Annotated in this window: 31 protein-coding genes; 29 read left to right on the top strand and 2 right to left on the bottom strand. The window is 45.3% G+C overall.

Annotated features, from left to right (window positions below):
• The first annotated feature begins 201 nt into the window (after positions 1–201).
• The 17 genes from MHI57_RS24760 to nrdF all read left to right on the top strand — a co-directional run bounded on the left by MHI57_RS24760 (position 202) and on the right by nrdF (position 13407).
• On the top strand, positions 202–846 hold the full coding sequence (locus MHI57_RS24760) for a hypothetical protein (protein WP_340978904.1): 645 nt from the start codon (positions 202–204) through the stop codon (positions 844–846).
• Positions 847–994: 148 nt separating this feature from the next.
• Positions 995–1180, top strand: a complete 186-nt coding sequence (locus tag MHI57_RS24755; RefSeq protein WP_340978902.1) for a hypothetical protein — start codon at positions 995–997, stop codon at positions 1178–1180.
• The gene (locus MHI57_RS24750) at positions 1177–1704 is read left to right on the top strand and encodes a hypothetical protein (protein WP_340978900.1); all 528 of its coding nucleotides are present in this window, start codon (positions 1177–1179) and stop codon (positions 1702–1704) included. Before MHI57_RS24755 ends, MHI57_RS24750 begins: the two co-directional genes overlap by 4 nt.
• A gap of 185 nt (positions 1705–1889) precedes the next feature.
• The gene (locus MHI57_RS24745) at positions 1890–2840 is read left to right on the top strand and encodes a hypothetical protein (RefSeq protein WP_340978898.1); all 951 of its coding nucleotides are present in this window, start codon (positions 1890–1892) and stop codon (positions 2838–2840) included.
• A 336-nt stretch (positions 2841–3176) separates the two neighbouring features.
• Positions 3177–3932, top strand: coding sequence for a single-stranded DNA-binding protein (locus MHI57_RS24740; RefSeq protein ID WP_340978896.1), 756 nt, complete (start codon positions 3177–3179; stop codon positions 3930–3932).
• 13 nt (positions 3933–3945) lie between these two features.
• Positions 3946–4368 carry a hypothetical protein gene (locus tag MHI57_RS24735; RefSeq protein ID WP_340978895.1) on the top strand — a complete coding sequence of 141 codons (423 nt, stop codon included), beginning with the start codon at positions 3946–3948 and terminating at the stop codon, positions 4366–4368.
• Between the two features lie 27 nt (positions 4369–4395).
• The gene (locus MHI57_RS24730; RefSeq protein WP_340978894.1) at positions 4396–5193 is read left to right on the top strand and encodes a hypothetical protein; all 798 of its coding nucleotides are present in this window, start codon (positions 4396–4398) and stop codon (positions 5191–5193) included.
• Positions 5194–5385: 192 nt separating this feature from the next.
• A complete protein-coding gene (locus MHI57_RS24725; protein WP_340978893.1) occupies positions 5386–5508 on the top strand; it encodes a hypothetical protein in 123 nt (40 codons plus the stop codon).
• A gap of 12 nt (positions 5509–5520) precedes the next feature.
• Complete coding sequence (locus tag MHI57_RS24720; protein WP_340978892.1) at positions 5521–7704, top strand: DNA polymerase; 2184 nt, start codon at positions 5521–5523, stop codon at positions 7702–7704.
• Positions 7701–7871: a hypothetical protein gene (locus tag MHI57_RS24715; protein WP_340978890.1), complete on the top strand. Its 171-nt coding sequence runs from the start codon at positions 7701–7703 to the stop codon at positions 7869–7871. The genes MHI57_RS24720 and MHI57_RS24715 overlap by 4 nt, the downstream gene beginning before the upstream one ends.
• Positions 7872–8843 carry a hypothetical protein gene (locus tag MHI57_RS24710; protein ID WP_340978888.1) on the top strand — a complete coding sequence of 324 codons (972 nt, stop codon included), beginning with the start codon at positions 7872–7874 and terminating at the stop codon, positions 8841–8843. It abuts the gene before it with no gap.
• A 169-nt stretch (positions 8844–9012) separates the two neighbouring features.
• The gene (locus tag MHI57_RS24705) at positions 9013–9510 is read left to right on the top strand and encodes a crossover junction endodeoxyribonuclease RuvC (RefSeq protein ID WP_340978886.1); all 498 of its coding nucleotides are present in this window, start codon (positions 9013–9015) and stop codon (positions 9508–9510) included.
• Complete coding sequence (locus tag MHI57_RS24700) at positions 9510–9797, top strand: hypothetical protein (protein ID WP_340978885.1); 288 nt, start codon at positions 9510–9512, stop codon at positions 9795–9797. Before MHI57_RS24705 ends, MHI57_RS24700 begins: the two co-directional genes overlap by 1 nt.
• Positions 9790–9978 (top strand): hypothetical protein, encoded by a 189-nt coding sequence (locus MHI57_RS24695; RefSeq protein WP_340978883.1) that lies wholly within the window; start codon positions 9790–9792, stop codon positions 9976–9978. Before MHI57_RS24700 ends, MHI57_RS24695 begins: the two co-directional genes overlap by 8 nt.
• Complete coding sequence (gene nrdI / locus MHI57_RS24690) at positions 9972–10331, top strand: class Ib ribonucleoside-diphosphate reductase assembly flavoprotein NrdI (RefSeq protein WP_340978881.1); 360 nt, start codon at positions 9972–9974, stop codon at positions 10329–10331. The genes MHI57_RS24695 and nrdI overlap by 7 nt, the downstream gene beginning before the upstream one ends.
• Positions 10324–12414: a class 1b ribonucleoside-diphosphate reductase subunit alpha gene (gene nrdE, locus MHI57_RS24685; RefSeq protein WP_340978878.1), complete on the top strand. Its 2091-nt coding sequence runs from the start codon at positions 10324–10326 to the stop codon at positions 12412–12414. Before nrdI ends, nrdE begins: the two co-directional genes overlap by 8 nt.
• An 18-nt stretch (positions 12415–12432) precedes the next feature.
• Complete coding sequence (nrdF, locus tag MHI57_RS24680) at positions 12433–13407, top strand: class 1b ribonucleoside-diphosphate reductase subunit beta (RefSeq protein ID WP_340978876.1); 975 nt, start codon at positions 12433–12435, stop codon at positions 13405–13407.
• Between the two features lie 35 nt (positions 13408–13442).
• On the opposite strand, the gene MHI57_RS24675 is transcribed toward nrdF, so the two are convergent.
• Complete coding sequence (locus MHI57_RS24675; protein ID WP_340978874.1) at positions 13443–13616, bottom strand: hypothetical protein; 174 nt, start codon at positions 13614–13616, stop codon at positions 13443–13445.
• Positions 13617–13658: 42 nt separating this feature from the next.
• Between MHI57_RS24675 and MHI57_RS24670 the strand changes: the two genes are divergently transcribed.
• The 6 genes from MHI57_RS24670 to MHI57_RS24645 all read left to right on the top strand — a co-directional run bounded on the left by MHI57_RS24670 (position 13659) and on the right by MHI57_RS24645 (position 16795).
• Positions 13659–14189, top strand: a complete 531-nt coding sequence (locus tag MHI57_RS24670) for a dUTP diphosphatase (protein WP_340978872.1) — start codon at positions 13659–13661, stop codon at positions 14187–14189.
• Positions 14186–14365: a hypothetical protein gene (locus MHI57_RS24665; protein ID WP_340978871.1), complete on the top strand. Its 180-nt coding sequence runs from the start codon at positions 14186–14188 to the stop codon at positions 14363–14365. Before MHI57_RS24670 ends, MHI57_RS24665 begins: the two co-directional genes overlap by 4 nt.
• Positions 14366–15073, top strand: coding sequence for an FAD-dependent thymidylate synthase (gene thyX / locus MHI57_RS24660; RefSeq protein WP_340978869.1), 708 nt, complete (start codon positions 14366–14368; stop codon positions 15071–15073).
• 82 nt (positions 15074–15155) lie between these two features.
• Entirely contained in the window at positions 15156–15599 is a 444-nt protein-coding gene (locus MHI57_RS24655) for a 3D domain-containing protein (RefSeq protein ID WP_340978867.1), read from the top strand.
• Positions 15600–16256 (top strand): hypothetical protein, encoded by a 657-nt coding sequence (locus MHI57_RS24650; protein WP_340978865.1) that lies wholly within the window; start codon positions 15600–15602, stop codon positions 16254–16256.
• Complete coding sequence (locus tag MHI57_RS24645) at positions 16253–16795, top strand: deoxynucleotide monophosphate kinase family protein (protein ID WP_340978863.1); 543 nt, start codon at positions 16253–16255, stop codon at positions 16793–16795. The genes MHI57_RS24650 and MHI57_RS24645 overlap by 4 nt, the downstream gene beginning before the upstream one ends.
• 10 nt (positions 16796–16805) lie before the next feature.
• Here MHI57_RS24645 and MHI57_RS24640 read toward each other — a convergent pair whose 3' ends face one another.
• Positions 16806–17177 carry a hypothetical protein gene (locus tag MHI57_RS24640; RefSeq protein ID WP_340978861.1) on the bottom strand — a complete coding sequence of 124 codons (372 nt, stop codon included), beginning with the start codon at positions 17175–17177 and terminating at the stop codon, positions 16806–16808.
• Between the two features lie 89 nt (positions 17178–17266).
• On the opposite strand from MHI57_RS24640, the gene MHI57_RS24635 reads away from it, so the two are divergent.
• From MHI57_RS24635 to MHI57_RS24610, 6 genes are all read left to right on the top strand, one after another.
• Entirely contained in the window at positions 17267–17656 is a 390-nt protein-coding gene (locus MHI57_RS24635) for a sigma factor-like helix-turn-helix DNA-binding protein (protein WP_340978859.1), read from the top strand.
• Positions 17653–18090, top strand: coding sequence for a hypothetical protein (locus MHI57_RS24630; RefSeq protein ID WP_340978857.1), 438 nt, complete (start codon positions 17653–17655; stop codon positions 18088–18090). The genes MHI57_RS24635 and MHI57_RS24630 overlap by 4 nt, the downstream gene beginning before the upstream one ends.
• Positions 18091–18335: 245 nt before the next feature.
• Positions 18336–18710, top strand: coding sequence for a hypothetical protein (locus MHI57_RS24625; RefSeq protein ID WP_340978856.1), 375 nt, complete (start codon positions 18336–18338; stop codon positions 18708–18710).
• A complete protein-coding gene (locus tag MHI57_RS24620) occupies positions 18707–19153 on the top strand; it encodes a hypothetical protein (protein ID WP_340978855.1) in 447 nt (148 codons plus the stop codon). Before MHI57_RS24625 ends, MHI57_RS24620 begins: the two co-directional genes overlap by 4 nt.
• Entirely contained in the window at positions 19150–19359 is a 210-nt protein-coding gene (locus MHI57_RS24615; RefSeq protein WP_340978854.1) for a hypothetical protein, read from the top strand. The genes MHI57_RS24620 and MHI57_RS24615 overlap by 4 nt, the downstream gene beginning before the upstream one ends.
• Positions 19356–19511, top strand: a complete 156-nt coding sequence (locus MHI57_RS24610; RefSeq protein ID WP_340978853.1) for a hypothetical protein — start codon at positions 19356–19358, stop codon at positions 19509–19511. The genes MHI57_RS24615 and MHI57_RS24610 overlap by 4 nt, the downstream gene beginning before the upstream one ends.
• Positions 19512–19870: the final 359 nt, after the last annotated feature.

The raw sequence follows: 19870 nt of genomic DNA, 5'->3' as shown, positions 1-19870 counted from the left end.
TTTTTTTTTTTTATTTTTATGTTCATTTAATTGAACATTTTTACATTTGTAAGAATACTACAATACATAAGGTAATATTTAAAAATTGGTTATTATTAGCATATAGAGTATAAAAAAAGAAATACAAATTTTATTCCAAAGTGCGCGAACATAAAACCTCAGTTGTATCTACTATTGTAACCAAAAGGAGGAAATTTAGTTTTGAAAAATATTGAAAATTTAATAGAAGAATATAATAAAGATAAAACTGACTCTTCATTTAGCGAGATTTATAGGATCGTCGTATCAAAGATTATTGGAGAGAGGAATATCGATATTTACTTTTATAACATTTCTAATCAACTGAAAGTAGATGTTCAGGAAGTGATATCTGAGTTTGGTAATACTATTTTATATGCAGTAGAAAAATACGATGGCTCAATTGATTTTATAAAAGAGCCAGGTAAGCCCTGCTACTTTAAGTGGCTTTGGAAGAATAGAAGAGCGAATATTTATAAAAAAGCAAAAAGAACTCGGTTATATGAGACATACTCAGGAGTTACCAGTGATAATGAATTAGATGATTATGTTATAAGAATTCCAGATGAATTAAATATTGAAGAACATGTAATAGCAAAAAGAAAAGCCGATCAGTTGGCGCTGATCGACTATCTCCTGATTGGTGCGGACGATGCAACGACGGCAATCGTTAATTCGTTCCTCAGTCATCCGAAACCCACCGCGACGGCAATCGCAAAGGAGTTAGGATGTCACCATTCAAAAGTAATACGCGCATTAACTCGCCTGGCAGCGAAGTATGATTCAAAGCAATACGGTGATTATACCGATTACCTTGTTGCGCTTTAATATTTAACGGTGTATAGAACTCGCCTAGGAATCGCGACCTATTTCCGTTATCTACATTATAAAGCAAAATACGGTTTACCGTATAGCCTTTAACACAATTGTAATAATACACTAGTTCGACAAATTTCGCAAGTGGAGGTCGTTACCAATGAACGTATATAAGCGCCAGCAATGCGCTTCTAATAATAAGTATGCCCAAACGGAGGATTTTAAAACCGATTTCGAACGAAAGTTAAATCGATATAAACGCGATGGCGTCCGCATGTATGACGCCAGCTACGCTACACCAATTGAAGATGCGCTTCCTATTATAAAGGCGGTGCGTCTCGGATGAAAGAGTATATCGTCACTAAGCACGCAATTCAACGGGCAGTTGAACGATTAGGTCAAACGGAGCAACATGCGCCACATCATTTAAAACAACTTATGCAAACCGCGTTTTATCAAGGTGAAACGCCTGGTCCTAACGGTTTTATTAGGAAGTTTTACGATCATTTTAAAACGAAAACAAGGTTAGTCGTTATTGGCGAAAAGATTATCACGGTCTACAAATTCCCTGAAGCTGTGCCGATACCATTCGCCGATGAAGTTGCGCAAGTTATCAAGCGGAAGTTCGCGAAATCTGAACGCGATTTCAAACGAAAAGAACGCGCTTTATCAATCGAAATAGCCGAGTTCAACGTCGAGCTAGCGCAGCACCGTTTAAGCTACGCAAAGGCTAAGTCGCCAAAGGTTCGCGAAAGCTTGTCGGATAAAATAAGCGAGCTAGAAACGAAGGTTGGTCGCATACAGTTCGAGCTAGACGAGGCGATTAAGGCGTTCAACGCGATTAAAGAAGGGGCGGCGAAATATTTATGACGGAATTTATCCTATTATATTGCACGGTCTGCATCGCATCTATCGTGAGCGCCGTTTGGAAAGCGAGTGGAGAAAATGAATAATAATGTCGTTAGTATGGCGGAAGTTAAGAAACGGAAGATGATTGCGCAATACGTTGCGTTTTATGGGACGGCTTATGCGGATAGAACGGAGGCTAAGGCGTAATGAATCTTGAAGGGTTGACGGAGAAAATTTCTAATAATCCGGTTAAAAGTAAGCGAGTCGTTTATTACGAAAATACATCCGGTGAAATTATCGCGAAAGTTTGTACGAAATGTAACGAAGTAAAAGAGTTAGCGAATTTCTCGAAAGACAAGGGAAAGTTAGGCGGCGTTTGTTCTTATTGCAAGGGTTGTGCGCATAAATACTACGAAGAAAACCGAGATAAGATAACGGAACGTATGCATAAATACCGCGAAGAAAACCGTGATAAGATAACGGAACGTATGCGTAAATACTATGAAGAAAACCATTATAGAATAGCGGAAGTTAAGCATAAATACTACGAAGAAAACCGAGATAAGATAACGGAACGTATGCGTAAATACCGCGAAGAAAACCGTGATAAAGAAGCTGAAAGAAGTCGAAAATGGTATGAAGAAAACAGAGATAAGATGGCGGAGATTCGGCGTAAGTACTACGAAGAAAACCGTGATAGAATAGCGGAAGTTAAGCGAAAATACTACGAAAATAATCGTGAGAAATTTTACATTCGTGACGCTAAAAGACGAGCAAGAAAACGGGCATTACCCGACACACTAACCGAATCAGAATACGCGAAAACACTCGATTATTTCGGAAACGCATGCGCACTAACTGGCGAAACAACCGATTTACACCGCGAACATGCGCTTCCACTCGCGATAGGTCATGGCGGAACTGTACGCGAGAATATGTATCCGATGGCAGGACGATTAAATTTAAGCAAGGGCGACCGCAATATTTTCGAATGGTTTGAGGCGAATAGGAAACGTTTCAAACTTTCGCAAGAACGATTTGACCGTCTGATCGAATGGCTCGGCAAAGCCAACGACATGACAGTCGAAGAGTATCGCGATTACGTGTACTGGTGTCACGATAATCCTGTAGAGATTGACGAAGATGTGGCGATTTAATTATCGCCCGTCCGTCGGTGAATATTGAGGTAACGGTTAGGTAAGCAAGTCGCTAGGCTACGCTAAAACGCTGGCATAGTTTCCGTTACTATTCGATATTCAGTGACGGGCGTCTGGACAGCGCTCGGTAACAGTTGCATCTGCAAGTTGGCATGGAAAAAGGGACGGCTGACGTTCGCGTCGGCTGGCGTTGTCAATACGGAAGGATCGGGGAGCTAACGCTTTAAATAGCCCGGTCGCCTGTCTGCGTGCCACGTAGATAGGAAGTACGTTTTGAGGGCGCCAGCGGGCGCGGGATTCGCGTTCGAATTTTACAAACGAAAAGGAGTCGATTTAATGAGCAACATTCGCGATATTTTAAAACAGCGTGAACAACAACGCGACCAAGCTTCGAAAGGTGATAGCGAATTTCCAGACGGGATCACGCGTTATGTCCGTATGGGAAAACATGGCGAAGTAAATGCAGACGGGAAAGATTTCGTAATACTGGCGCAGCCTGACGACTGGTTCGTTTACTTTGTCCATGAAGATAAAGTGTTCGAAGGCAAAACGATTCATAAATTTCGAAAGCATACGTGCCTTCATTCGCCGAAAGAAGCAGACGCGGACATTCTGAAATACTTCAAGCCGGGCAAAACCGAATGTATCTCGTGCAAGGCAGGCGCAAAACGAAAAATGTTCTTTATGATTCCTGTATTTGATCCGCAGTACAAAACGTATCGCGTCATCGATGTTGCGGAGTTTCATGCGAATAATTTAATTGCAGACTACGATAAAGCTGAAAAGCCGGCGAAGAAATTCAACAAAGACTATTCGTTAGTCGGGGACGCTGTATTCATTAAACAGTCGGATAAGACTTACGCGCTAGAGTCCGCGGAGCTAGACGAAGCAATTCTTGAAGAAGCGAAAGCATTTATCGGAATTGACTATGGATACGCAGACTTAGCTAACTTCCGCGAAGAAAGCGATATTGTCGCAATTTTACAAGAAGCCGAGGAAGGCTCAGTAGATAAAAGCGTATTGCCGAGTACTGGGGCAACTAATGACGCAAGCGACGGCGGAAATAATGACGCCCAAAAATATAACTTTTAAGGAGGCGAATTGAATGGCATCTTATACGGACACTCTTGGCGCTTACTCCGAACTTGTAGCCGAATTGGCGTTAATCGCTAACGGCTACACCGTTTCAACAACGCGGACATCGGAAGCCTACGATTTGAAAGCAACCGACCCGTTAAATGGCGCTGAGCTAAAGGTTCAGGTAAAAACGATCCGCAAGCGCGGTGACCGTAACGGCGAACTGGTAGTTTATGCGACAAATGGCAGCGGTCAAAAATACTCTCAGTCCGACGTTGATGTTTTTATCGGCGTACTCGCGGAAGAGGGCGAAATGCCTCGCGTATATATGTTCGAAAATAGGGACTTGCGCGAATACTGGGCGACAGAAGCGCGGGCAAGCAAGCGATGGGTCGAGTTGAGCCTGACGTTTAATCGAGCGCTATATAAGGCGGAAATGGTTGCGCAATAAATTAAATATGACGAGGAGGACGAATGAATGGCGAAAATAACTTTAAGTGACGGTACTATTTTAGAGGGAACGGTTAAGGAACTTACGCAATATGCGGAAATGGCAGCCAAAATGACAAAGAAAATAGGTAGCGAGCAGGAATCGTCAACGGACGAACTAATCACGCATAATGGCGTCGAGTATAAGCTAGTTGATCGCAAAGCACAGCCGGGCGATGTCGTAGTGTTTACGGAAAATACGAGTTGTTGTTTTCGAAACGATGTTGTTTATGGGCCGGTAAACGGGCAGATGGAAGTTAGGGATAAGGACGGACACTATATGGACGTGTACTATTCATTCTATAACCGCACGACAGACACCGTTAAAGTTTACGAACCGGTCGGGCAAGCTGAACAGCCGTTGAAGGTCGGAGATTACGCGAAGGTTATTTGTGAGAAGCACGGACATGAATTTTCAATCGGCGACATTGTGGAATTGGTTGGCGATGGACACAAGCCGAATTTCATGGCATTGCGTGTCAGAGATAGCGAGGATTGGTTTGTTGCTAACGAAGAAATTGTCCGCGCAACCGACGAAGAAGTTTCGGAAGCAAAAGCGCAAGCGAAATGGGCGAAGATTGGACGCAAGCCTAACGAGTTTAAGAAAGGCGATATCGTTCGCGTGACTGACGATTTATGTGCAAGCGGTCTTTACGAAGGATTTATTACGGAAATTGCGACGATAGAAGTTGGACATCATCCTTTGGTAATCGGACCGAACGAGATTCACTATTACGCGGAGGTCGAACTAATCACGCCAGTAGAAAGCCGTTTTGACCGTGCCTAGTTGTGCGAAGTGTCAGTCGGAAATTCGCCACGGCAAGCTACACGTTGAGGACGATCAAGCGGACCTAACGTTTTGCGACGTCCAGTGCTGGCGAGAGTGGGCGGTCGATGACGGTGAATCAACGGTTTTGGACTATTACCGCGAAATGAACGTGCGGAGCGTAATTTATTAGACGCGAAGGAGGCGAGAAATATGGAATTACTTGATTTAGTTATCGAGGTTGAACGATACGTTAGTCGCAACGGAATAAGTCTTGACGACCCAGTATCTGAATTAATCGATAAAATGGCGTCTGATGCTAATGAGGATTTGTAAGGGGGCGATAAAATGGCGGCTAAGTTACGGCTAAATATCGGCAACCAGGCGGCAAGCGCGCAATCTGCTGAAGCCGTCAAGAAGGCGACAAAAAAGAAATCGGCGGCAACCGAGACAATTGACGAAGCATGGGCGCGCATACTGGCGATGAAGAATAGCGCGTCAGACCAGGCGAAATTAATCGAAGTAAAGGTGGCGATGGAGGCGGGTTTGATAGGAAGAGACCCGGCCGCCGTTGGCAAAAAATTCAGCAAGGCGGAGGCGCTTCGGCAGTATAAGGAATTGGCGGAAAGGCAGCGCGAAAGTAAATTAGCGGACCTTGTGGCAAAGACTCCCGAAAACTATACGCTAGTTGATTCGTTGACTAAGTTGCAAGAAATGGCTGACGCTATCACTGCCGCAGACATTATCGCGTTTGACTGTGAGACGTTTGGAGAGAATGGGGGAGCGCTAGACCCGTGGCGCGGCAACGTTGCGGGATTCTCCGTCTCTACACGTGAAGCAAGTTGGTACGTACCGTTGAATCACGAAGAGAAAACGGATTTATCAAAGCTTAGTGATCGCGACATTTTAGCAATAGTAAACGACCCTCTAACGTCAACTAAAATCGTAATGCATAACGCTCCATTTGATTGCAAGTGGTTCGAGGTTAAATACGGATTAAATCTAACGGATTCTTTATACGCAGACACGAGAATTATGGCGATGTCTATGGACGAGAACAGGGACCACCGGTTGAAGAATTTGCTCACGGACTGGCTTAACCAACCGAGCGAGAACTTCGACGAGTTGTTCCCGAATACACCGTTTAATGAGATAACGCTTGATGTTGCGTTACCTTACGCGGCAGGAGATACGGAGAAAACATTAGCACTGTTCGATTGGATTTCGCACTGGTATGACAAGAGGCCGGATTTACAGCAGATTAAGCGATTATTCTACGATATAGAAATGCCGGTTTGTCGCCAGTTTATCAAGTCAGATTTACGCGGAATACGGTTTGATACGGAAGCAGCAGCGAAATTGGATAAACAGTTTGAGATTGAGCAGGCGGAAATTATGAGTAAGATTCACGAACACCTAGGAACAGAAATCAACCTTAACAGTCCGACTCAATTGAAAAAGAAATTATTCGAAGAATTGAAGTTACCTGATTTAGCGCAAGGGTCAACGGGAGCAAAAGTTCTCAAACGAATCAAAAACAGTCATCCAGTAATACCGTTGATACTTGAGAATCGAGGTATAGGCAAGCTTCGCGAATCGTTTACGCAAAAACTTCCTCGCGAAGTTAAGAGCGACGGTAAGATTCACCCTTGGCACAATACCTGGGGCGCGGCGACTGGACGATTTACTTGTAAAGAACCGAATACGCAACAAATACCGGCAAAACGACCGGAAGTGCGCCAACTATTCTTGTCTACGGGTAGCGACCGTATTCTAGTTTCAATCGACTATTCGCAAATAGAGCTTCGAGTATTAGCGCATATGGCGAACGAACAGGAGTTAATTAAAGCATTCTTTGAAAATCGCGATATCCACTCTACAACAGCCGCAATGATTAGCGCGGGTAAATACACTTACGAAGACATTGAGGCGGAAAAAGACAACGACGGTTCAGGTCAGCAGAAACTACGTAAGCAGGCGAAAGTAGTTAACTTCGGGATTGTTTACGGAATGAGTGCTGGCGGTTTATCTAACACGTTGGAGATTACGAAAAAAGAGGCGCAAGTTATTATCGACAACTACTTCAAAGGTTATCCGGGCATTGAACGCTATATGAATGAGCAGAAGCGCCAAGCCCGGAAACAAGGTTATGTGACCGGTATTTTCGGAAGGAAACGTCGCCTACATGACGATTATAAATCAAAAGATAGATTTCACCATTTTCGCGCTGACAGACAGGCGGGCAACTTTCCGATACAAGAAAGCGCGGGATCAATACTGAAGAAGGCGGTAGTTGATTTGCAAGACGTTTTACCGGAGTTAGATACGTATATTCTTCTCCAAGTGCACGACGAACTACTATTCGATTGCCCGAAAGATATTTCGCGAGACAACTTGACGCGAATAAAAGAAACGATGGAGAAAGCGGTAAAACTAATCGTTCCTGTCCGGTGCGACGTTGAATTGAATCCGGAAAGATGGCTAGGAAAAGTAAACGAAGATGAGTGGTACGAAAGGGAGGAATCGGAATGAGGTTAGTATTAACGTTAGTAATTGCATCCTTGTCCGCTGGCTTAATCACATTGTTAGCGAAAATATTAAACAGCAGCTTTAATGACGTTGCTACGTTGTGGCTAATTGCCGGATTTGCTTCGTTATTAGTAGACCGCGTGTTGTTAGAGAAAAAGGAGGACGCATAATTGACGATTAATATAAACGAAATTGCACAGGAATTTACGAAGGAACTTGATCGCTGGTACTCGCTGCCAGAACAATATGATAACGAGCTCGACCGTCAGATACACGAATGGTATGCAAATCCACCTAATGTATGGCCTAAGCGTCCTTACTTTTCGCCGAGCAGCTCGAAAGCATGCCCGCGCGAATTATACGTTAAAGCCAAACGCGCTAAGAAGGACAGTTTTCCGAGTCAGCCTCATCAGGGACGTTGGCGCGAAATTGGTACGTCAATTGGCGACCTAATACAACGCACAGTTCTCGCAATGGAGCGCAACTTGCCCGGCTGCCCTTTCCGATTCGAGCGCACGGAGGACAACCGACCGATGTTCGAGGATTTCGCGAAGAAAAATAAACAAGTCGAGCATAACGGTCAATCGTTCTATCTTTACGGAACAACGGACGGCATCATGCAGTACGTGAACGCTGACGGTGAAATCCTGCGCGTAGGGCTCGAAATCAAATCGAAACAGACAACGCCAGCACGTACGTCACTTCATTCAATGCGCGAGGCGGAAGAGGGGCACCGCAAGCAATGCGTCGCCTACTCGATTATGTATGACGTTGACTACTTTATTATTCTTTATGTCAATGCCGCGAAAAAGTCGTGGGTTATGACGGAAGATGAATACGCAGCGACGCCAGATATACGCGCGTTTGGCTTTGAAATTACAGACGAGGAGCGTGCGGAGCTACTGGATAACTTTGCAGAGATTACGCGATGTATTAACGCAGACATTCCGCCAGCTATCGACTTAACAAGGTTCACCTTTAATAATTTTAAGACGGCCTGCGCTGAATCGTTAACTGACGAGGAGTATTTAACGCTTAAGGCGCAGGTTAGACGTATGATGCGATCGAGCTTGCCGGACTGGAAGAAGCAAAATTTTTACGAAGCATTCGAGTTCATTAAAGACGCAAGGGAGGCGGAATGATGAAAATTATAAATACCCTTTGTCTTATAGTATGTATAATTTCGTTCGTTGAATTTATTCTCTACTGTAACGGACTATATACGCCTAGTCGTTTTGCAGTCGGAGTAGATATGTTTAATACGGCAATACTCTTCCTACTATTCTCATTCGCTAAATTCGGGGTGGTCGAATGAGAGTCCTAGCGTTCGACATTAGCGCAAGCCCAGGCGTAGCCGTCCTCGAAGTAAAAGGCGGTTCGCCTTCGCTAGTCATCGCCGATTCTATTAAAACAAGCACGGACAATAGCGATAGCGAACGCTTTGCTTATGTCGAAGCATTTGCCGTCAAAGCGATTCACGAGCACGGACCATTCGACTTAACTATACGCGAGCATTTCATTAAAGGCGGAAGCAAGCGTGCCACGCAGCTCGTATTCGGAAGCTGGTCGATGATTGATAGCGCGCTTGGTAAATACGGCTATGCGATCGATGGCGAGATAACGCCGACAGAAGTCAAACGAATAGTTGGCGGCAAAGGTACGGCAACCAAAGACGAAGTTGAGGAGGGCGTTCGGCTTTTGCTCGAGCTTTCGGAAGATTACAAGTTTAAGAGTGACGATGCGAGCGATTCCTGCGCGATAGGGCTTGCGTATCTAATTAAAAACGGAATTATTAAGGAGGCGAAATGATGAAATATTTAGCAAGCTTAGTAGTGACGTTCTTATTATGGATGGTTAAGTCGTTCGTTTTTATGAAGTTTTTTAACTGGTTTCCTTCTCAGATATTCGAAATATCAACTATCACGTTTCTACAATCCTTTGTATTACTGTATACATTCGCACTAATGCGATTTAAAAGAAACTTCGACGATCCGGAAGAAAGACCCTTAAGTAAAGAATTATTTCACTCTCTAGCTTACGCTATCACGTTGCTTATTATCCTGTTTATCGGATGGTTGTTTGTACCTTATGTATAACCTAGCGCCAGCATACCGCAAGCTACTCGTCATTAACGAAGCGGAGCTAAAGGACATCGACCATCAACTCGAAAAGCTGCTCGATAAGCTAATCGATTTTTATGACCGACGCGAACAGGTCGTTAAAAGTGTAGCGGAATTAAAGGAAATATTAAAAGACTTGGGGGCGGAAGAGTGCTAATCGCTTACTACTCGCTAACAGGAAATACTCGACGGTTTGTAGCGCGGTTAGTTCCGCCTGCTGACCGTCTAGAAATAAGCGCGCATAAGAGGGCGACCGAGCCGTTCGTTTTAGTTACGCCAACATATAATTTCGGCAATGTTCCCGCAACAGTTGAACGATTCATAGATAACAACGCAGGCTATATGGTAGGAGTAATTGGCGCGGGCAATCGAAACTGGGGCGACAATTTTGCGAAAGCTGGTCGAATTATCGCGCAACAGTATGACGTTCCTTTGCTCGGCATGATTGAACTGGCAGGCACGGAGGAGGACGTTAAAACCATCACGGAAAGGATGCGAGAACTTGAATAAATATATCGAATTGAACAACGAAATTATGCAACGTGATGAACGCGGAATGTTGCAACTTGGCAAAGACCGCGAAGCAGCACGCTCATACTTTCTAGACTACGTTAATCAAAATACCGTTTTCTTCCACTCACTTCGCGAAAAATTAGATTACCTTATCGAGAATGACTATTACGAAAAGGAAATATTCGATAAGTATAGTTTCGCGGAAGTTAAGGAAGTTTATCGTGCAGCATACGCATTTAAATTCCGATTCCCTTCGTTCATGGCTGCGTTTAAGTTCTACAATGATTACGCGCTAAAGACTAACGACGGCAAGAAGTTGCTCGAACGTTATGAGGATCGCGTCAGTATTAACGCTTTATTCGCAGCAGATGGAGACGGCGCCAAGGCGATTGAGTTTGCAGAACTAATGATGCGCCAAGAGTATCAGCCAGCAACGCCAACATTTCTTAATGCAGGGCGCAAGCGTCGGGGCGAGTTGGTATCGTGCTTCTTGCTCGAATGTGGCGATTCGCTCAACGACATTAATATGATGAATGCAACTGTTCGTCATCTATCGAAGCTAGGCGGAGGCATTGCCGTCAACTTATCTAAAACTCGCGCAAAAGGTGAATCGTTAATGGGCTACGAAAACGTGACGAGCGGCGTCGTGCCAATCATGCGTAACCTCGACCAATCTTTGCGACATATTAACCAGGCGGGTCAACGTAATGGTTCAGGCGCGGCTTATCTGCATATCATGCACGCGGACATTAACGATTTCTTGGATACGCGAAAAATAACAGCAGACGAGGACGTCATTGTTAAAACGTTATCTATTGGCGTCGTCATTCCGAACAAGTTCATCGAATTAGCTCGCGAGAATAAGCCGGCTTACGTATTCTATCCGCACAGCGTTTATAAAGCATATGGCGTTCATTTTGACGAAATGGATATGAACGAAATGTATGACGTCCTAATTAACGACAGTCGTGTTCGCAAGGATCAAATTAATCCGCGCCAATTGCTGACGAAAATAGCAGCGCTTAGATTCGAGTCTGGCTATCCGTATATTATGTTTAGCGATAATGTAAACGATGCGCATGCGCTAGACAGTAAAGTAAAGTTTTCTAACTTGTGTTCAGAGATACTGATGCAATCGGAGGTATCAACGTACACGGACTACGGACAACCCGACATATTGGGTAGCGACATCTCGTGCAATCTCGGCAGCCTTAACATCGCGAACGTAATGAAGCACGGCAATATCGGCAACACGGTTCGACTGGCTATCGACTTCTTAACGCGCGTATCCGAATCTACTAATATCGCAAATGCTCCGGCGGTCGCGAAGGCTAATCGCGAAATGAGGTCGATAGGGCTTGGCGCAATGAATCTGCACGGCTACTTGGCGCAGAGTGGCATACCATATGAGTCCGAGGAAGCGCGCGACTTTGCTAACGTATTCTTTTCGCTGGTTAACTACTGGTCGCTGATTCGATCGAATGAGCTTGCGAAGGAAAGAGGTTCGACGTTTAAAGGATTCGAGAAATCGAAGTATGCTGACGGTACCTACTTCACGGAATACCTTGGCAATGACGCTAATTTTCTTCCGAAAACTGACAAGGTAAAAGCGTTATTTGAAGGTATTGATTTGCCGACAGTTGCCGAATGGTTGGCGTTGTCTGAAAGTATTATCGAACATGGCTTATATAACGCATATAGACTCGCGATAGCTCCGACCGGCTCAATATCTTACGTCCAGTCCGCGACAGCAAGCGTCATGCCAATTATGGAACGTATAGAAGAACGAACTTACGGAAATAGCAAAACGTACTATCCGATGCCAGGCTTATCACCGCAAAACTGGTTCTTATATAAGGAAGCGTACGATATGGATATGTTTAAAGTCGTCGACCTTATCGCGACTATTCAACGACATGTCGATCAGGGCATAAGTTTTACGCTATTCGTTAAAGACACTATGACCACGCGTGAGCTTAATCGAATTGACCTTTACGCGCACTACAAGGGGATTAAAACGATTTATTATGCGAGAACTAAAAATACGACACAAGACGATTGCTTAAGTTGCGTAGTCTGACGGAAGGGAAGGCGACATATGACGATTACAGCCGCCAATTGGGCGAAACAAGACGATGACTTTTCGAAAATGTTTTTGGAGCAGAATATCAAGCAGTTTTGGCGACCGGAGGATATTGCGCTTCATGAGGACGTAAACCAATGGAAGCAGTTGCCGTCGGCACAGAAAGAAACGTATAAGCGCGTGCTTGGCGGACTGACGTTGCTTGATACGCTACAAGGCGAGGACGGCATGACGAATATATCCCTCGCCGTTCCAGGCCATCAGCGCAAAGCCGTATTGAACTTCATGGCGATGATGGAAAACGTTATACATGCGCGATCATACTCGAATATATTCTTAACGTTAGCTAGTCGCGAGGAAATAGACGAGGTATTCGCGTGGGTGGAAGCTAATCCGCACTTGCAGAGAAAAGCCGAAATTATCGAAAAGTTGTATCGGGAATTATCCGCAAAGCCGGACGACGAAATCGTTTTATATAAAGCGTTGGTCGCGTCAGTAATGTTGGAAAGTTTCCTGTTCTATTCGGGCTTTTACTATCCGTTATTACTTGCCGGCGAAGGAAAGCTAACGCATAGTGGCGAGATAATTTCCCTTATTATTCGCGACGAATCAATTCACGGCGTGTATATCGGATTACTCGCGCAGGAGATTTACGGCAAGCAATCGGCTGGTATGCAACTAGAGCTACGCGACTTTACAATCGACTTGCTCGTATCACTTTACGAAAACGAGAGCGCTTATACTGACGATGTTTATTCCGAGTTAGGACTTGAGCATGACGTTCGAAAGTTTCTAAGATATAACGCAAACAAGGCGCTGGCAAACCTCGGATTTGATCCGTACTTCGAGGACGAAAAGCAAAGCGCGATTGTGTTAAACGGACTAAGCACGAAAACTAAGTCGCATGATTTTTTCTCGCAAAAAGGTAACGGTTATGTGCTGGCGACAGTCGAATCGTTACAAGATAGCGATTTTATTTTCCAATCTTAGCGACAGCAACGTTATATAAAGAAAGAAGCCATCCGTTAGATTAGCTTCTTCATACCGCACTTACGGCACTCGCGCAAGAACTTACCGTCGCCGACTCTCGATTCAAAGTGGCTACTACCGCAATTGTCGCAGCGCCCACTATGAACGTCCGGGTATTCGTCGTAAGTATAAACCTTGTCGGTGTCGTATCCGTTATATTTGTCGCTCATGATGTATCACCCGAAACGATTATAACACGAGGAGGCGTTTATATGAACGTAAACATTAAACGATTGCACAAGGACGCAGTAGTACCGAAATATGCTCACGATGGCGATGCCGGTTTTGACCTAGTCGCGATAGAGGACGTCATTATCGAGCCGGGCGAAACGGCGAAAGTGCCCGTCGGCTTGGCGTTTGAATTACCGGACGGTTACGAAATGCAGATTCGACCACGGTCGGGCATCACGCTGAAAACGAAGCTACGCGTTCAGCTCGGCACGATTGACAGTCATTTTCGCGGAGAAGTCGGCGTGATTGTCGATAACACCGCAAATTTCGCTGACTTATTTGATATACCTACGATAGAGGATTTCTATGTTATATACGGCATTGACGGAAAGTATTACTGCGGTACAGATAACATCAAAGAAGGCGGTGGTTATATCATCCGTAAGGGCGATCGCATAGCCCAAGCGGTAATCGCGCCAATAGCAAGAGCGCAATTTACCGAGGTTGAAACGTTAGGTGAGACGGCAAGAGGCGAAGGCGGATTCGGTTCGAGCGGGGTGAATATGGAATGAACAATCGAAAGCCAGTTGAGCCGGAAACAACTAGACGCGCTCGTATTATCGAAGTAATCGAGACGGTATCAATTCGAGGTAATGGCGTTGATACCATATTGCGGGAGGTTACGCAATACTGGAGTAAAGAAGGCGTGTTATTGGCGGAAAGTGATCCGATTAAGGAGGACGAATAAATGAACGAAATTAAACACGTATTAGATAAAGGGTATGTAAGACTAACTAACGTAATGGGTAGCGACCTATCAGTCGTAAACTCGGCTCGCGTATCGTACGACAAGGAATCTAGCGAACTATCAGACGGGGACATCCGCCTCATTAAGTTCCTTGCTCGTGAGGGGCATACGTCACCTTTCCGACACGCTACGCTTCAATTCGAAATATATGCGCCGTTAATGGTTGCGCGCCAGCACTGGAAATATATCGTTGGCAGCGATCATACGATGGATTCTTGGAATGAATCATCGCGTAGATATATTACGGAGGAGCCGGCGTTTTATATCCCTGAAGTAGATGAGTGGCGAAGTGCGCCAGACAATTCGAAGCAAGGTAGCGGCGGTCCATTGATGGAAGTGCTCGAATACCACGAGATGGGCGAGCTTCAGCATGTATACGAAAAGCACATCGAAGAATCAATGCGACTATACGAAAGGTCAATCGAACTTGGTATGGCACCGGAGCAAGCGCGTCTATTCCTTCCCGCATACGGAATGTATGTCCGTTATTACTGGACGGCTTCGCTTCAATCGGTTGCGCACTTCTTAAACCAGCGATTGGCACACGATAGTCAAGTCGAAATTCAGGAATATGCGAAGGCTGTTCACGAGTTCGCGAAGGAAAAATTTCCGGTCAGCATCGAGGAATTAATTAAGCCGAAAGGGTGATTCGATCAATATTCTAACGACAACTTTACTAACTACGCAACTACTAACGGGACCCACCGTCGAGTCCGCCGAGCTTGCCGAAGTGGTAGCGCCGAACGCGCAAATCTGGCGTCAGCAGGCGATAGAAGCAACGAAAGAAAACGAAGAGCTACGAAAGAAGAACGCGGAATTAGTCGAGGCAATCGACAGGCTGAATGAAACGGCGTGGCAACCGTTCGAGGCGACTGCATATACGGCATTCTGCGATACCGGATGCATCGGCGTTACCAAGACGGGCATCGACGTTAGAAACAAGACGCACCACAACGGACTTCGCGTAATAGCGACTGATCCGACTGTCATTCCGTTGTGGTCCATCGTCGAGCTACGCTTTGCTGACGGTAGCACTGAACGGGCGATAGCCGTAGATACGGGAGGCGCAATCAAAGGACGACGAATCGACTACTTAATTAACAGTCATCAAGGCGCGTTAAAGTTCGGGCGTCAGCAAGTTAGCGTAAAAATAATCGAAAGAGGGGCGAAGTAAATGACGAACTTACACTATATCGCAGACGAATCAATCGGAGGAATCGAGCGTGAGTACGTAGAGGTGGAACGTAAGGCAGACGTTGGGGATTACGTATTAGGAAAGAAAGGTCATATTCGAAAAGTTACCGATTATTTCATCAACGGCGAGGTATTTGTAGAGTCGATTGAGACGGGGAATGATTGTGGCACATACTCGCATGATTTTTACGTAGTTTTAGAACCAACGGACATCGTCCGCATTGATGACGAGCGCTTCCGTTTAGCAGACCGTCATGCGGAAGTTGGCGAGAAGGTGATTATCGTTTACCACGATCCGTTAGAGTTGTCGGTAGGCTCTATTCATACGGTATCGGAAATTATCACGGATGGCTATCGTCTTGGTGGGGACTTCATTGACGTGAGATATGACGATTATCGCGTACTCGAACCTGTCGAAGCCGATCCCTTAACCGTAGACGAAACGCAAGCCAGTCCTGAAGTCATCGACATGCTCGCCAATCTAGCCCGACGCGTGACACAGTTAGAAGAACAATTAAGCGATACGCAACGAAACGTAGAGACATTCGCTGAACAGACGGAAACTAACTCGGAGGACATTCGCTTGCTGGGTGAGCGCGACGTGACTATCGTGATTAAGCGAGGTGATCGCCAATGAGGAAGATAATCCTTGCGGGCTGGATTCGTTCGGGTAAAGATTCCGTATCGCATCGAATCCTCACGACGCATGACTACTACGAAAAGGTTGCGTTCGGCGACGCACTCAAACGGTTATACCACGAGCTTCATCCGTGGGTGCCGGAGAACCCGAAGCCACGCGAAGGCTATCAAAAATTCGGGCAAGATATGCGTCGACTATACGGCGATGGCATATGGATTCGCCATGCTGAACGGACTATCGACTTTTACCGACGCGTCAAACGACCGGACGGCATTGTAGTTACTGACCTCCGCCAGTTGAACGAGTACGAATGGGCACGCAAGAACGGCTACACGATTATACGCGTAACTGCACCGTTAGAAATACGAAAAGCCCGCGCAATAGCAGCAGGCGATAGTTTTGACGAAAAAGACCTCGACCATGAAACGGAAAGGCACATCGAAGGCTTTGACGTTGATTACGAAATCGTCAATGACGGCAATCTTGACGAACTATACGCGAAAGTTGACGCGGTTATGAACGAAATAGCGCGATAGGAAGGCGCTATTATTCGCTCAATTCGAAAGCACGCCAGCGGCTGCCATTTTCGTCAATCCAGCCTATGTCGTGAAACTTGACGGGCAATTCTTCGTGCGGCAGTCCTAACTTTTCGCAGACGGATCGCCCAGCGCTCGCACCGAGGTAGCCGCGTTTGTCCATTTTTATTGCGGTCGCATTTGGCACCTTCGCAAGCTCTTGCTTAGCGACGCCAATGCGCTTGTTTTCGACGTCGACGCTAATGACAACGTATTGATACGGCTTGATATTTAATTCGCGTTGAGCTGGACGGCTGACGGTTAGACGCGACTGATTATCGATAGTCAACGACAACTTGCCTCTACGCTCGGCAGCATTAATTTTTAACGGTTCGAACGCCATTTTAACACGCTCCAAACTTTGGTAATTTTGGCGTAATTATAACGCAAGCAGAGACGAAAAGCAAGGAAAATAGGGACGGAGGCGATTTAATGGGAAGCGCAACTAATAAGCCGGACCATCATCGGCAATATGAAGGGCGATACGCTTTGGACAATACGGAAGGCGTAAGGCGACTGCTCGCCGACTATCATGCGCTTAAGCAACGGCGCTTTGCTGGCGATAATGCCGCGTCAGATATTCTTATCGACTTGCAGACGGCAATTGAGCGCGCAGGCTTGACGGATAGGCAACGGCAGGCTATGCATCTAGTATATGGCGAAGATTTGACGCAAACGGACGCAGGCGAGCGTATGGGCGTCAGCAAGCAAACGGTAAACCGACTAATTAACGTCGCTTCTGCAAAAGTGGCGCAAGTATATGAATCGTGGTGCAGGCGTGGAGAAGGTTACGTGCTTAGCGAAAGGGAGGACGCGGAATGAACAACGCACAATTTAACGAAAGAGTAAACGAATTATGGGCGCAGACTAAGGCGGGTAATCTACCTCGCCCTTCGCGCTTTGAAGCAATCGAAGCGCTGACGGAAGAGTATTTCGTTGCTAACGGAAAGATGCCCGATGCTGGCGCGCTCGATCGGTTGTCTACGCTTTGTCTATACGAAGAAGTGACGGATCCGCATCCGGATAAGATGACGCGAGATGAGTACCCAATTATGAGCGCTACTCAAGAAGAAGAACGTAAATCCGATGAGGTTTTGACTGATTTTAGCGATGAAGATGACGATACCAATGAAAATCATTCGCGAATTAACGCTTACTTAGCTTCTGACGGAAGAAGTTATAGAAAGCCGAGCAGAAGAACTAGAACTATCGGAGAACTTATTAAGATGGATTACGATAAATATAAGAGGAAATAGCTTACTTTTAGCCGTTTAGTTGTGTTAGAAGGTATAAGGTAATTTTGTGCTAGGCGGACGGCGCAAAGCCGGTTGGGGCGTTTAAATACCGACATCTATCCAGCTTCGGGATTCCTTTCGAAGCCGTTCCGCATCAATTTTTTGAACCTTAGCGTTCAACTATAGTATAAGACGAAATGTCAATCATGCGCTCGTGACGAATGTTGCGGGCGTTTAATATTTATTTTAAGGAGTTGTTGACGAACATGGCGGAAGAAAAGCGCGAAGTTGTCGAGGAGGAAAAAGAGATTATCGCAATACCTATGATAAACGGAATAGCTATTAGCGGATTTTTTGATTTTATTTATGACGGAACAGTTGCCGAAGTATCATTCGTTTTATTACCGGAAAATCTACCTATCCTTAGATTATTAAACAGGGAAAGGGGAGCGTACCTAGGCGTTAAGTTCGGAGAGCGCGATGAAGAAAAGGTGCTAATGCCTGACTGTACGGCATCAATCGTCGGTTTAGATAGTGAGAACGGTAATTTCACGGTCATTAAAGTTGGATTACGCAAAAAAGATCGGAAAAACGGAATGCTAACATCGGAAAGTTTCCGTAAGGTAGGTGAAACTCTATGAATAACGTAGAGAAAGCGAAAGAGTTCGGAGAATTAACGATGAAAGTTTCCTTAGACGTATCCGAAGCATTGACGGGCTTGAAAGCGGTCCAGCGAGAGGCGCGTGAAGCTACGAAGGCATTGCGCAAGTTAGAATCGTACTATGAGCAGGCTGACGGTCGTTATTACGCGAAATGGACGCAACAAGGCGATGAGATTAGCGATATGAAAACGGTAAAGATATCGGAAGTACCTACGGAGTATTTGCGTAAAGAGTTGGCGAAGAGAGGAATTATTAATCAACCAATAACAGTTGCGCCGCTGACAGTTGACAGTCCGTTTATTGCGCCGTTAACTATTTCGGACGTACCTGAACATGTACGAGATTACGGTAAAAGCGGTGAGGTGTACACTACAACGAATTCGAAGCCTAGAGCGTGGTTTACGGGCGGTGATAGCGAATGAGTAAACGCCAAGTAAAAATAAACGGCGATTTGTGGTGTCCTGGATATTTTCCTGATAGTTGTGACGAAGTAAGTGCGTCAGAATTAAAATTCTTTCTGTACGAAGGCGAAATACGCAGAGTCGATAACTTATCGGACTTAATAGACGATTATGACACGTCACAATTTCGAAGTTTTTCGAAGAAAGTCGAGGGAGGTAGAGAATGAAGGCACGCGTATTCCGAAACGGAGCATTGCTTGGACATGTTCCGATAATAGGCGTTTTATCAACCGGCTCCCTTATTGAAGTGGTCGGAACAAATTACGTAGTTCAAAACGTAATGATAAATGAGTCGGGCACAATAACGGCAGAAGTTTAGTATTACTTTAAATTAACGGAGGGATTTATGTGAACGAGTTTTTCTGCTATTCAACGACATTAATGCATTTCCTCAAAGCGAATGGCCTTCGCTATAAATATACGGCGTTGCACAAACGCACTGGCAACCGTATGTGGGTATTCAATCGCACTGACGAACTTAAACGTTATTTAGACGAGTATGACGCGAGAAAGGCGTTAGCGAAAGCGCAAGAATAGGCGCTAAATTAGTGAACGAGGGAGACGATAGTAAATGGGGGTTTTTAATAAGCGTAATCCATCTGAAAATGGAGCTACATTCATACCGTTACCTAGCGATGCGCGTCATTACGTACATCATAGCCGTATGAGCGCAGAAAA

Origin of the sequence: Cytobacillus sp. FSL K6-0129, from assembly GCF_038007625.1 — a bacterium.
GTDB classification, from domain to species: domain Bacteria; phylum Bacillota; class Bacilli; order Bacillales; family Cytobacillaceae; genus Cytobacillus; species Cytobacillus kochii.
The sequence above is the reverse complement of the archived record's forward strand: the minus strand, read 5'-3'. Positions and strand labels throughout refer to the sequence as shown.